The sequence below is a fragment of the Nocardia sp. NPDC049149 genome (assembly GCF_043197455.1).
GTDB lineage: Bacteria > Actinomycetota > Actinomycetes > Mycobacteriales > Mycobacteriaceae > Nocardia.
Window position 1 is genome coordinate 1 of sequence record NZ_JBICTD010000017.1, and the last position, 12,826, is coordinate 12,826.

Annotated in this window: 12 protein-coding genes; 8 read left to right on the forward strand and 4 right to left on the reverse strand. The window is 66.7% G+C overall.

Features of this window, described 5'->3' with window-relative positions; all coding sequences use genetic code 11:
• The 3 genes from ACGFNJ_RS41525 to ACGFNJ_RS41535 form a co-directional block, all read left to right on the forward strand.
• Positions 1–977: GAF domain-containing sensor histidine kinase (locus tag ACGFNJ_RS41525; RefSeq protein WP_393461691.1), on the forward strand; the 977-nt coding region annotated here is incomplete at its 5' end.
• Between the two features lie 124 nt (positions 978–1,101).
• The gene (locus ACGFNJ_RS41530) at positions 1,102–2,019 is read left to right on the forward strand and encodes a universal stress protein (protein WP_393461693.1); all 918 of its coding nucleotides are present in this window, start codon (positions 1,102–1,104) and stop codon (positions 2,017–2,019) included.
• A gap of 35 nt (positions 2,020–2,054) precedes the next feature.
• Positions 2,055–2,933 (forward strand): universal stress protein, encoded by an 879-nt coding sequence (locus tag ACGFNJ_RS41535; protein WP_393461695.1) that lies wholly within the window; start codon positions 2,055–2,057, stop codon positions 2,931–2,933.
• Here ACGFNJ_RS41535 and ACGFNJ_RS41540 read toward each other — a convergent pair whose 3' ends face one another.
• Entirely contained in the window at positions 2,934–4,277 is a 1,344-nt protein-coding gene (locus ACGFNJ_RS41540; RefSeq protein WP_393461697.1) for a wax ester/triacylglycerol synthase family O-acyltransferase, read from the reverse strand.
• Between the two features lie 533 nt (positions 4,278–4,810).
• Between ACGFNJ_RS41540 and ACGFNJ_RS41545 the strand changes: the two genes are divergently transcribed.
• Complete coding sequence (locus tag ACGFNJ_RS41545; RefSeq protein ID WP_393461910.1) at positions 4,811–5,059, forward strand: CBS domain-containing protein; 249 nt, start codon at positions 4,811–4,813, stop codon at positions 5,057–5,059.
• A 116-nt stretch (positions 5,060–5,175) separates the two neighbouring features.
• On the opposite strand, the gene ACGFNJ_RS41550 is transcribed toward ACGFNJ_RS41545, so the two are convergent.
• Positions 5,176–5,598 carry an Hsp20/alpha crystallin family protein gene (locus tag ACGFNJ_RS41550; protein ID WP_393461699.1) on the reverse strand — a complete coding sequence of 141 codons (423 nt, stop codon included), beginning with the start codon at positions 5,596–5,598 and terminating at the stop codon, positions 5,176–5,178.
• A gap of 192 nt (positions 5,599–5,790) precedes the next feature.
• On the reverse strand, positions 5,791–5,964 hold the full coding sequence (locus tag ACGFNJ_RS41555) for a hypothetical protein (protein WP_393461701.1): 174 nt from the start codon (positions 5,962–5,964) through the stop codon (positions 5,791–5,793).
• 387 nt (positions 5,965–6,351) lie between these two features.
• Here ACGFNJ_RS41555 and ACGFNJ_RS41560 point away from each other — a divergent pair, with 387 nt between their 5' ends.
• Positions 6,352–6,798, forward strand: a complete 447-nt coding sequence (locus ACGFNJ_RS41560) for a CBS domain-containing protein (RefSeq protein WP_393461702.1) — start codon at positions 6,352–6,354, stop codon at positions 6,796–6,798.
• An 84-nt stretch (positions 6,799–6,882) separates the two neighbouring features.
• Here the strand turns inward: ACGFNJ_RS41560 and ACGFNJ_RS41565 are convergent, their stop codons facing one another.
• Entirely contained in the window at positions 6,883–7,269 is a 387-nt protein-coding gene (locus ACGFNJ_RS41565) for an acyl carrier protein (protein WP_393461704.1), read from the reverse strand.
• Between the two features lie 342 nt (positions 7,270–7,611).
• Between ACGFNJ_RS41565 and ACGFNJ_RS41570 the strand changes: the two genes are divergently transcribed.
• The 3 genes from ACGFNJ_RS41570 to ppsA all read left to right on the forward strand — a co-directional run bounded on the left by ACGFNJ_RS41570 (position 7,612) and on the right by ppsA (position 12,784).
• Entirely contained in the window at positions 7,612–9,657 is a 2,046-nt protein-coding gene (locus tag ACGFNJ_RS41570; RefSeq protein WP_393461706.1) for an erythromycin esterase family protein, read from the forward strand.
• Between the two features lie 150 nt (positions 9,658–9,807).
• On the forward strand, positions 9,808–10,362 hold the full coding sequence (locus tag ACGFNJ_RS41575; RefSeq protein ID WP_393461708.1) for a flavodoxin domain-containing protein: 555 nt from the start codon (positions 9,808–9,810) through the stop codon (positions 10,360–10,362).
• 127 nt (positions 10,363–10,489) lie between these two features.
• Positions 10,490–12,784 (forward strand): phosphoenolpyruvate synthase, encoded by a 2,295-nt coding sequence (ppsA, locus tag ACGFNJ_RS41580; protein WP_393461710.1) that lies wholly within the window; start codon positions 10,490–10,492, stop codon positions 12,782–12,784.
• Positions 12,785–12,826 lie beyond the last annotated feature (42 nt).

Genomic DNA, 12,826 nt, shown 5'->3' on the forward strand with positions numbered 1-12,826 from the left:
CCCATGACGAGGTCACCGAGCTCGTCATCGTCGCTGCAGCGGGCAGCGGGGCGGAACAACTTCCCGGACAACGCATTCCCGTGGCCGAGTCGCATGCGGGCACGGTCTTCCGGACCGGCCGGGCGGTCGCAGGCGACCAGTTGCTGTTCCGTCCGCAATTCGATGGCCCCGCCGATTTCGGCGCGGCGCTGGTCCTTCCGTTGCGCGCCGAGCACACGGTCATCGGTGTCCTGGTCACCTTGCGCCCCGCCGATGCACAACCGCTGGACGCATCCGGGCAGACGATGATCACCGCCTTCTCCGACCAGGCGGCACTAGCACTGCAATTGGCGGCGACACAACGACGCATGCGCGAACTCGACGTGCTCTCCGACCGCGACCGCATCGCAAGAGACCTGCACGACCACGTCATCCAGCGACTGTTCGCGGTCGGCCTTTCGCTGCAGAGCACAGCCCAACGGGCCCGCACCCCCGAAGTCAAAACCAGGCTCACCGAAACCATTCAAGACATCCAGTCCATCGTGCAGGAAATCCGGCACTCGATCTTCGACCTGCACAGCAGCACCGCCGCCGACGCCCCGACCCTGCGCAAAAAACTGCACGCGGTCATCGCCGAGATGACCGCGGACACCGGCCTGCGCACCACCATCCGGCTCGCAGGCCCGGTCTCGGTGCTGGGACCACCACTGTCCGAAGACGTCGAAGCCGTCCTGCGCGAAGCAGTCAGCAATGTCGTCCGCCACGCCTCGGCGACCACGGTCTCCATCAACCTCACAGTCCGCGACGACGTCACCATCGAAATCACCGACGACGGCACCGGCGTCCCCACCGACCTCTCGCGGATGAGCGGGCTGGCGAACCTTGCCGCACGCGCTGAACAGTCCGGCGGCAGCTTCAAGATCGAGCACGGCGCCGAGCAAGGCACGGTGCTGCGCTGGTCGGCGCCACTGCCCGACCAGCCACCGCGTAGAGCCTGACGAACGACACCCCAGGTAGCAGCCTTTGGACCCGGGCATTGGGGACCAAAGACAGACGTGTCCGGCCACGTCCGCTACCTAACCTTCGGGTACCAGAGTCACTGGACCCGAAGGGACGCCGCGCATGCCCACCTACCCCACCAACGATCCGCACCGGCTGGCCACAGCCGCAGTGGTCGTCGGCGTCGACGGCTCCGAACCCTCCGATCTCGCCGTCCGCTGGGCCGCCGAAACCGCCTCCCAGCACAACCGCAGGCTGCACATCGTGCATGCCCTCGATCTGGCGGCCTCGGCAGAACTGCTCGGCATCTACGACATGCTGGTGCCACCGGTGATCGACACCTTGCGTCAACGCGGCGTCGACCTGGTGACGGCGGCCCGTAGGCTCGCCCACCAGGTCGACCCCACTCTCACAGTGGAAACCGAAGTCTCCGAAGCAAATCCGGCTCGACTGCTGATCCGTCGATCTGAGACGGCATATCTCGTCGCGCTCGGGGCCGCAGGCGGCGGGTCCGCGCTGAGCTATCTCGGATCCACCTTGCTCGCCGTCACCAGTCACGGCCGAGGCAGCATCGTGGTCGTCCGTGACACCGGCACCGACCAGCAGACCCGGCGCGTCGGCCCGGTGGTTGTCGGTCTCGACGGCACCGCGCACAGTGAGCGCGCCGTCGCGGCGGCGTTCGCCGAAGCGAGCGAGCGACACACCCAACTCGTCGCGGTGCACGCGTGGGGCGACCTGTTCTTCGACCGGTTTGCCGGAGTCCCCGCCACCATTCCGGACAAGGACGCGCAGATAGCCGGTCAGGCCATTCTTGCTGAGCAGCTCGCGGGCTGGCAGGAGAAGTACCCGGATGTGCAGGTGATCCGCAAGGCGTATCTGTTCGGTCCACGGCGGGCGCTGATCGACTGGTCCGGGTCCGCCCAGCTCGTCGTGGTCGGCAGCCGGGGTCGCGGCGGATTCCGCGGCCTGCTGCTCGGCTCCACCGGTAACTCGCTGATCCAGCGGGCACACTGCCCGGTCATGGTCGTCCACGCCAAATAGTGGCACCGAATCTTCCCCGAAAGGTGTGCAATCCTATGTCTGCCAACAGCATCAACCCACCGGTCGTGGTCGGCATCGATGGCTCGCACACTGCCGACGAGGCGTTGCGCTGGGCCGCCGTCGACGCCGTACACCACGACGCGCCGCTACACATCGTCCATGCCGTCGGCGCACCGGCCGACTTCGGCCCCGGTGTCGATTTCCACCGCGTCGACCACGACGAATATCTGAAGGCCTGCGCTGTCCGGCTCACGGCGGCGCGGAGGTTCGCCACTGCCGCCGCCGCACCCGTCGATGATCTCGACATCGAGACGTTCCTGGTCGAAGCCGGACCAATCACGACGCTGCGGGACCGGTCCAAGGATGCGCGTTTGCTCGTCGTCGGCTCCCACGGGATGGGAGCGTTCCGGCGTGGACTGCTCGGGTCCGTCAGCACGGCCATGGCGCGGCACGCGCAGTGTCCGGTCGCGGTCGTCCCCGAACCCGAGCGGTACTCCCCGCATCGCCTCCGCGGGCCGGTAGTCGTCGGTGTCGACGGATCGCCGTGCAGCATGCGGGCCGTCGACATCGCCTTCGACGAGGCGTCCCGTCGCGGCGTCCCGGTGCGTGCCGTACTCACCTGGTCCGAGTTCAATCGCTACATTCCCCGCACCGAGATGCAGGCCGAAGCCGAGACACTGCTGTCCGAGACCCTGGCCGGCCACGCCGAGCAGTACCCCGATCTCGAGGTGCAACGGGTGGTCACCGAGGACCGGCCAGCCAAACGTCTGCTCGAGGAGGGTGAAGTGGCGCAATTGATCGTGGTCGGCAGCCACGGCCGCGGCGGTTTCGCGGGGATGACCCTCGGTTCGGTCAGCCAGGCCGTCTTGCACGCGGCCGATTGCCCACTCATCATCGCCCGGTCGCAGAGCTGATCAGTTCGCCTCGCCCGCCCGGGCACGGTTGAGCAGGTGCTCGATGGTCTCCTCGATGCGCTCGGCGAGCAGGTGCAGATCCGGCGTGCTGTCGTAATCGCCGGTGATACCGAACCGCAGCTGGTCCCCGTAGCTGAGAATGGCGATGCCGATGCGCACCCGCATCGCAATCGGCGCGTAGGCCAGGATTTCCAGCACCTCCCGGCCGTGCAGGTGCAGTCGGCGGCGGGGACCGGGCACATTCGTCGCCAGGCCCGAGATCCCCCGCTGCGGATATCGCGACACCAGGCGCACCGTCCACGCGATCGACGCGAACGGCAGCCACCGCGCCAGCGAGAGCAGCGAATTCGCCGCCGCTGCTTCACCACTCGCCTTGTGCTCGGCCATCCTGCGGTGCACAGTGGTCAATTGCTCGACCGGGTCCGCGGATTCGATCGGCAACAACGGCAGCATCGCCGAAACCCGGTTGTCGAGTATGTTCTTCGCGTCGGCGGCGCGCACCGATACCGGAGCGAGGATGCGCAGCTTGTCGGCCGTCGGCTCCTCACCGCGGGACAGCAGGACGGTACGGAACGCCGCGGCAACGGCGGCGAGCACCACGTCGTTCACGGTCGCTCCGAAAGCCGCACCGATCTCCCGAACGGCAGGCAGCGATGCCCGCGCTACGGTGTATCGGCGTTGTCTCCCGATGGAGCCGTTCAGTGACGAACCCGCAGCGGGTAGCACCGCGGATATCGCCAGCGGTACCGCGGCGCGCAGTGTCTGTGCCACGAACCGCGGCGCATCGATCGGCAGTCGCAACGACTTCGCCAGCAGGCCGACCCAATCATTGCGCGCAGCACCCATTTCAGACACGGAGATGTCTGGTAGCTCGGCCGGATCATCGCAGAATCGCTCGAACAGCGTGATCCCGGAGACGCCGTCGACCATGCTGTGGTGGACCTTCACGATCATCGCCCACCGGTCGTCCACCAGGTGCTCGACCACTACGCATTGCCACAGTGGATGATCGCGGTCGAGGCGCTCCTCCATCACCTCGGCAACCAGCTCGCACAGTGCGTCCTCATCCATGGGATCGGGCAACGCCATCCACCGAAGGTGGTGTGCCAGATCGAAATTCAGGTCGGGCACCCACGCAGGTGCCGCGAGATCCCATGGTGTTCTGCGCACCTTCTGGTGCAGCCTGCGGTCCACATCCAACCGCTTCGCCAACTCCGCGCCGAACTCCTCGCGCGACGGCGGCGATCCCGCGACGATCGCGACAGCCCCGATCCCGGCACTCACATGCCGATCGGTGTCCTCCAACTCCATGAATCCCGAGTCCAGCGGGCCAAGTTCGGACATCGTAGACGTTCCGTTCTGACAACGTGGACGCCGAGCCGAGGGTCGGCGACGGTCGCGACCACAGATCCATGGTCCACTGCTGTTCGGGTGGTCGGGAAGATTCGAAAGCCACTCCGGGGCAGTGACCTTCGACCCGGCTCAGCCGACGCGGCGTTGCGACGCCGCACTCACCTCGTCTCCCACGGCGAAGCGCTCCACGTCCGCCGAAGCAGGTCCGGGTGAACCGGACGGCCGCGTCGTGCCGGTGCCGGTGCCGGTGGATCGCACCGTGCCTACCGAACTCTTGGCGGCCGAAGTGCCCACGTCCAGGACCCAATTCCGCTACTGCACGCCGGTTTCGGCGCCGACTTCAGCCGAGAGCAGGTCGGGACGCCGTCGGCAGGGCCATTCGCCACTTTCTGCGAATACCAACGGCCCGAACAGCGCTCGACTTCGACCCTGCCGGACAGCGACGGAGCAGGCGCACACTCACGGCACAGGAGTACAAGCGCGCGGGAGGAAATCCCTTGAAACACAGGAAAGTCACCGACGTGATGACACGCGATGTGGTGTCTGTCCGGGCTTCGTCGTCGTTCCAGCAGGTGGTCCGCACCTTTGCCGAGCAGGACATCAGCGCCGCGCCCGTGCTTGGCCCGCGATCCAAGGTGATCGGCATCGTCAGCGAGGGCGATCTGCTCCGGAGAACGTCGGAATCTTCCACCCACTCACCGAACACTGACACCCATCAAGACACAGCGATAGCGCAGTGCGGTCGTCTCAGCGCTGCTCAATCCTGGCCGTAGCGGGCCGGTCGATGATCCGGTGGATGACCTACCGGATGTCGCGCACCGGCCCGCGGCGCTGTCGTCACCGACCATTCCGGCGTTTGCGGGTCATCTGACAATCCACCTCGTGATCGCTACTCGGCGGTCTTGACCTCAACTTTCTTCGCGAGCTCCGTTGGCTTACCGAGCGGCACGCTGACCGTCAGGATGCCCTTGGCATAGCTGGCCGAGACACCTTCGTCCTCGGCGTTGTGCGGCAACGTCACAGAGCGGTAGAACGAGCCGTAGCTGAACTCCGAACGCCCCTTCTCCTCTCGCCTTTCGGTGCGCTCGGCCTTGATCGTCAGCTGCCTGCCCTGGACAGAAACCTCGACGTCCTTCTCCGGGTCGATACCTGGGATCTCCGCACGCACGACGTAATGGCCGTCCTCGACGGCATCTTCGACCCGCAGCAGGTGCGAACCGAACAGCGGCGCCATTCCGGTGGGCGCGAGGGAGCTCCACAGATCATTGAGATCGGGCAGCAGTGACTCACGATGTGCGGGAAGCAGACTCATCATTCCTCCTGGTGAAAATGTTTCGGACACCATTGATTTCACTCACTCGCGGCGACGGCCGATAGGGCATCGGGTAGCCGATACCACGGACCGCAGATGGTGCGGGTGGTGACCAAAGCCACTTGAGCACCGGCCGCACGTTCTCCTGCGGGGATGCGAGGCCACGGTCGCTCAGCACTCGCAACGGCAGCGTCATGACCGCGCGGCTGTCGTCCGTGCCGCCAGGAGCCTGCGGTAGAGGTCGGCGTAGTCGCGAGCCATACGATGCATGTCGAAGCGGTGCTCGGCCGCGGTACGGCAGTCGCGGCGGATGAACAACCGGACGTCGTGCCCGAGCGCGGTCAAACACCGAGCGAGGTTGTCCACAATGGCTTCGGTGCCGCCGTAGGCGGGTGATGGAATCGGGACCCACGGGGGTGCGATCAGGCCGATCCGGAAGCCGTGATCGGGATCTCGCGGAGCCGAGGAGGCGGTGCTTTCGTCCTGATTCAGGAAACCGCGCGGGCGGTACTACCACGTAGGGGCGCAGGTCACCCGTTGTCGTTACCGCTACGTGTCACGATGGGTGCCGAAAGCCCCTTGCGCAGAACTCCGTTGGTCCGATCACGATTCTCACCCGCGACCACAGCGCGCGGCCGATCTCGCGTGAGCGACGAAAGATCCCTTGCCGCAGTGACCTTCTGCCCTGTTCCCGGTGCGCCCACCATCGAATGATGGTCTGGGCTATTGCCCACTACGGCAGGGAGACTCATCATGACCACTGCACACACCGTCATGCGCTCCGATGTGGAGCACATCACCGTGCGCGACACCATGGAGACCGCGGCACAGCGCATGCGCCAGCTCGATATCGGCGCGTTGCCGATCTGCGACAGCGATGGATGCCCGGTCGGCATCGTGACCGATCGCGACATCATCGTCAAAGTCGTCGGCGTCGGCGCCAACCCGAGGACGACCACCGCGGGTGAAATGGCGCAGGGCGCTGACCAACTGCACACCGTCGAGGCCAGCGCCGATATCGACGAGGCGCTCGCCATGATGGAGCAATACCAGATCAGGCGCCTTCCCGTCACCGAGGACGGCCTGCTCGTCGGCATCATCACCGAGGCCGATCTGGCGCGACACCTGCCCGAGGCGACGGTCGGCGAATTCGTCGAAGCCGTCTGCGCTCAGCATCTTCCGACGGCTAGCGACGCCTGAACCCACGATGCCGCACCGGATATCGAAACCCGGTGCGGCATCCCTGCCGCGTCACCGACGACCGACCTCGCCGGCACGCCGACGTCACGAGGCCGCGGTCACGAAATCAACGCAGGTGCTGATGGTGGCCAAGGTGGGATAGTCGGCCTCGTCGATCCGCACGCCGGTGGCTCGGGTGAGCCGTTCGACGAAGGTGAGGAAGTCCAGGGAGTCGAGATCGAGCGTGACTCGCAACGGCTCGTCGGTGGACAGGTCCGCCAGGTCGGCGTCGGGGGCGAACCCACGGAGCGCGCTCCGTACCGCGGATTCCGCGTCCGCCCGGGACAGGGTGTCGGCATCCCAGGAGAACCCGTGGCATGTCTGCGCGTAGTCGGCCAGGTTGGCGTTCGCCCGCTCGAATGCGGACTTCTCGATCGGTGCCCAGCAGAAAGATCCGGTCGCCGGCGCGCCGGACGCGGTCGTTTCAGTCATATCGTCATGGTCTCCAGCGCAGGCTCGACGCGGCAGAGTCGGCGGACCCGCACTCGTCGGCACTCAACCGGGAAAAGTCCTCTACCAAAAGGACTTCGGGCCCTGGTGCCGTTCGCACGCACCTGATCCGCGCGATCGAGCGCCCAGTCAGGGACCATCGCCCCGCCGGATGGCAACCTTCGGCCCTGTGGCTGGCCGAAGCCGCGCAACAGGCTGGGCAGTACCACCTCTCGATTAGTACCGGGTGATGCACCGAGGAGGAAGCTCATGCCGCACCACGACGATCCGTTCGCGCCACCGTCGCCCAGTATCCGTCCGTGACGACCGATCAGGAGTCCCATCATGAGCAGCACTCGAGCGAAAGACGATGCGCCCCAGACGATCTTTCGTGATCGACACGAAGCCGGGCGAACACTGGCCGCTCTGCTGGACCATTATCGAGGCGATCCTGGCGTGCTCGTACTCGGCTTGCCACGTGGCGGTATCCCCGTTGCCTGGGAGGTCGCCGCAGCGCTCGACGCACCGCTGGACGCCCTGGTCGTGCGCAAGCTCGGCGCGCCGGGCAACCCCGAGTTCGCGATCGGCGCCCTGTCGGCGGGCGGTCACGTCGTGCTCAACGACGATCTGGTGCGCGCGCTGCGGCTCACCGCGGACCAGATACGGACGATCACCCGCGAAGAAGCCGAGGAACTGCACCGCCGCGAGGCGGCCTATCGAGCAGGCCGAGCGCCGATCGATGTCGCTGGGCGAACAGTGATCCTGGTCGACGACGGCTTGGCCACCGGCGCGAGCATGTTCGCGGCGCTCGAGGCGATCAGGGCGGGCGAGCCCAAGCGCATCGTGGTCGCCGTCCCCGCGGCGCCGGAATCGACCTGCCGGGAGCTCGGCGCCTCGGTCGATGAAATGGTGTGCGCCACCATCCCCGCCCCGTTCCGCGCGGTCGGCGAATCGTTCTGGGACTTCACCCAGGTCACCGACGACCAGGTGCGGGCGCTGCTCGCCATGTCGACCACCGGCACCGCGGTGCCACCGACAGATGCCGCGGCGACGATCCGCGCGGCGGCCATCGAGGCCCCCGGCGGCGTCCCGCCCGAAGCGGTACTCGATGACCTCATCGGCGACGCCAAGATTGTGCTGATCGGCGAAAGTACGCACGGCACTCACGAATTCTATGCCGCACGCGCGGCGATCACCCGATGGCTCATCGAGCGAAAGGGTTTCACCGCGGTCGCGGTCGAGGGCGACTGGCCCGCCGCGTACCGGGTGAACCGCTACCTACACGGCAGCGGCGACGACACGACTGCCGCAGAGTCGCTGCGTGGTTTCGAACGGTTCCCTGCGTGGATATGGCGGAATACCGTGGTGCGCGAGTTCATTACCTGGCTACGCGCCCACAACGACGAACAAGTGCGCAACGATCGACCGCGCACCGGGTTCTATGGATTGGATCTCTACAGTCTGCACCGCTCGATGCACGAAGTGGTCGGTTTCCTCGAACACACGAATCCTCTTGCAGCACAACGAGCCAAGGCTCGTTACGGCTGCTTCGATCAGGTCGCGGGCGACGACGGTCAAGCCTACGGATTCGCCGCCGCCTTCGGCGCGGGCAGATCGTGTGAAGCACAGGTGCTCTGGCAGCTGCTCGACCTGCAACGCAGCTCTCCCGGGATCGCCGAGTTGCCTCCGATGGAGGCCGACGACCAGTTCGACGCGTTCCGCAATGCCTGGTCGGTACGCAACGCCGAGACCTACTACCGGGCCATGTTCAGCGACCGGGTGTCCTCATGGAACGTGCGCGATCGGCACATGGCCGACACGCTCGACGCATTGCTCAGCCACCTGTATCGCGGTGGCGTGCAGACTCCGAGCGATAGCGGAAACAATCCTCGTATCGTTGTGTGGGCACACAACTCTCATGTCGGCAACGCCCGCGCCACCGAGCTTGGCAGCGACGGTCAATTGAGCCTGGGGCAGCTCGTCCGCGAGCGCCACGGCGTGCACTGCCGATCCCTCGGGTTCAGCACGTGTACGGGCACGGTCACCGCGGCCGAAGACTGGGGCGGCCCCGCCGTTCAGGAAAACGTCCGCGCCGCATTGCCTTCCAGCGTAGAAGCGGTGCTGCACGACACCGGCGTTGCGCAGTTCCTGCTCCGCATGGACGTTCCCGGCGACGCGGTCGAACTGCTGCGTCAGCCACGGCTGCAGCGCGCCATCGGGGTCATCTACCGGCCGGGCACCGAACGCCAGAACCACTATTTCCACACTCGTCCCGCCGACCAGTTCGACGCTCTCATCCACATCGATCGGACAACGGCGGTCGAGCCACTCGAAACCGCGGGCCAATGGCTCGAGGGTACGACGCCGGAGACCTACCCCTCCGGCCTGTGAGCGCATGGTCGCGGTGAGCCTCGTACAGCGGCGCATCGCAGTCCTTCAAATCACTACAGCGCCAAAGACTTCTCGGAAAGGACATTGGTCCCTCCAGCCCGGGTACCACGGCTCTGACCTGTGTATGTGCCTCTGCGCCACGCTGAATGCATGGAAACGAAACCCACCAGGATCGCGGTCATCTACGCGACCGCGCAAGGATCGACCCGCGATATCGCGGAGTTCATCGCCGCGGATCTCACCGAGCGTGGCGCCACCGTCGAGCTGAGCGACTTCGAGCACGCGCCTGATCTGTCCCGCTTCGACGGTGTCATCCTGGGCAGTGCGGTGCACAACCGGGACTTTCTGCCCGCTGCGGCGGCCTACATCCGGGCCCACCGCGACGAGCTGCGCAGATCGGATGTGTGGATGTTCAGCGTCGGCCTCGGCCCTGCGCTGCGCGGACCGATCGGCCGTCGCATCGGTGCCACTGTGCCGAAAAAGATTGCCGCCCTGTGCAAAACGGTCTGCCCGTGGGACTTCCGCCCCTTCGCCGGGCATTACGAGCGGATCAACGTGTCCTTGCAGGCAAGGCTGCTCTACCGCCTCATGGGCGGCGGCCGCTACGGCGACCTGCGGAACTGGCACGCGATCCGCACGTGGTCGACGATGATCGCACAGTCGCTCGGCCTGCCAAGCGCCAATGCGGCGACCGTCCATCCCTAGAGCTCGACATCCGTCTCGGCGTGACCCCGGGTCCAACGCCGCGGTATGCCGGGACTTTCGGCCGTAGTGACCAACTCCCTATCCGGGAGACGCTGAACGCCAGGACATAACAGAGATCGGAGCCGAAATGGGCGACTACGTGGCTGGATTCGGCGAGCTGCGGCTCGCTGACGCGGACAAGGCCGGGGGCAAGGGCGCGAACCTCGGCGAGCTGGTGGCGGCGACCCTGCCGGTGCCACCGGGATTCGTGATCCTGCGGTCGTGCTACGACGAGCTGATCACCGAGGGGCCACACGGTACGGAGCTCGATCGCCTGCACACCGAGGCACTCCAGGCGAGCGCCGACGGCCCCCGCGTTGCCGAATTGTGCCGTCGCATGCGCGAACTCGTACACAAAGCGACCATCGACGGGGCAGTCCGAGATTCCGTACTGTCCGCCTACCACGCGCTCGGCGAGGACGCGACCGTGGCGGTGCGCTCCTCCGCCATCGGCGAGGACGGCGCCACCTCATCGTTCGCCGGTATGAACATCTCGCGCACCAACGTGCGCGGCGACGACAAGCTGATCGCGACCGTCATCGATTGCTGGGCTTCACTGTTCACTCCGCGCGTGGTGACCTACCGGGCCAGGCGCGGCATGCATCAGCGCCCGGTGATGGCGGTCGTGGTGCAACGCATGGTTGCCGCCCGGCAGTCCGGGGTCGCGTTCACCGCCGACCCGGCGACCGGACGCCGCGATCGCGTCGTCGTCGATGCCGCCCGCGGCCAAGGCGAGGTCGTCGTGTCCGGCGCGACCGAGCCCGACACCTACCTGTTCGACTCGGCGGGCCCGACCTTGCTCGAAAGCCACAGGGGCCACCAGAGTTTCGAGATCGTCGCGGGACCGGACGGCGACCGCCAGGTCGACCTGACCGGTACCGATGCGCCGGTGCTCGACGAGGCGCAGGCCACAGCGGTCGCCCGGCTCGCGCTGGCCGTGCAGCAGCACCACGGCGGCAAACCGCAGGATGTCGAATGGACCTTCGACGACGACACCCTGTGGCTGGTGCAGGCGCGCCCGATCACCATGCTCCCCGACAGTCCGCACGAGCAGCCCATCGCGGGCCCGATCCCGCGGCCCGTCCTCGTCCGCGGCCTCGCCGCCGCACCGGGCAAGGCCACCGGCGCCGTGCGCGTCCTCTCCTCTCCCGCACAAGGTCAGTCGCTGCGCGACGGCGAGGTGCTGGTGGCGCCGATGACCAATCCCGACTGGCTGCCCACCCTCACCCGCGCCGCGGCCGTCGTCACCGACAGCGGTGGGATGACTTGTCACGCTGCGATCGTGGCACGTGAGCTCGGTGTGCCCTGCATCGTGGGAGCCCGTACCGCGACCACGACACTCACCGACGGCCTTGTCGTCACAGTGGACGGTTCCGCGGGTGAAGTCCGTGCAGGACAACAGGAGTCGTCCACCAGCACGGTCACCGTCGAACCCGCCCCACGCGTCGCCGCAGCGACCACGGCCACCCGTATCTACGTCAATCTCGCATTGCCGGAAGCGGCAGAGCGGGTGGCGAAGACCGATGTCGACGGCGTCGGCCTGCTGCGCGCGGAAACATTGCTCACCGAGGCGCTCGACGGCCGCCACCCGCGCGATCTCATCGTCCGTGGCGAGGAACAGCGCTTCGTCGACCGCATGGCCGAGTCGCTGCACCGCATCACCGCCGCCTTCCAGCCACGACCGGTCGTCTACCGCGCAACCGACCTGCGCAGCAACGAGTTCCGGGCGCTTACCGGCGGAAGCCGCTATGAGCCTGTCGAACACAACCCGATGATCGGATACCGCGGCTGCTACCGCTACATCCGCGAACCCGAACTCTTCGCACTCGAACTCGCCGCCCTTGCCCGGGTCCGCGAGCAAACCCCCAACCTGCACTTGATGATTCCCTTCGTCCGCACCCGCTGGGAGCTCGAAGCCTGCCTAGAACTCGTCGACAAGAGCCCGCTCGGCAAGCAACGCGGTCTGCACCGCTGGGTGATGGCCGAGGTGCCGTCGGTCGTGCACTGGCTCCCCGCATACGTGGGGCTCGGCATCGACGGCGTCTCTATCGGCAGCAACGACCTCACCCAGCTCATGCTCGGCGTCGACCGCGACTCCGAACACTGCGCCGAGCTCTTCGACGAGTCCGATCCCGCGGTCCTCGACGCCATCGGCCGCATCGTCTCCACCGCCCGCCGTCTCGGCATCACATCATCGCTCTGTGGACAAGCGCCGTCGAACCACCCCGAGTTCGCCGAACACCTTGTACGCATGGGCATTACATCAATTTCGGTCACGCCGGATGCCGTTCCCGCAGCCCGGCGGGCGGTCGCCGCGGCGGAACGGCGACTACTCCTCGACCGCGCACTCGCTGATTCGGCAACCGTTCCTGGACATCCGTGAGCCGACCGGTTCGACCGCGAACGTAGACGACCTTGGTCCAGC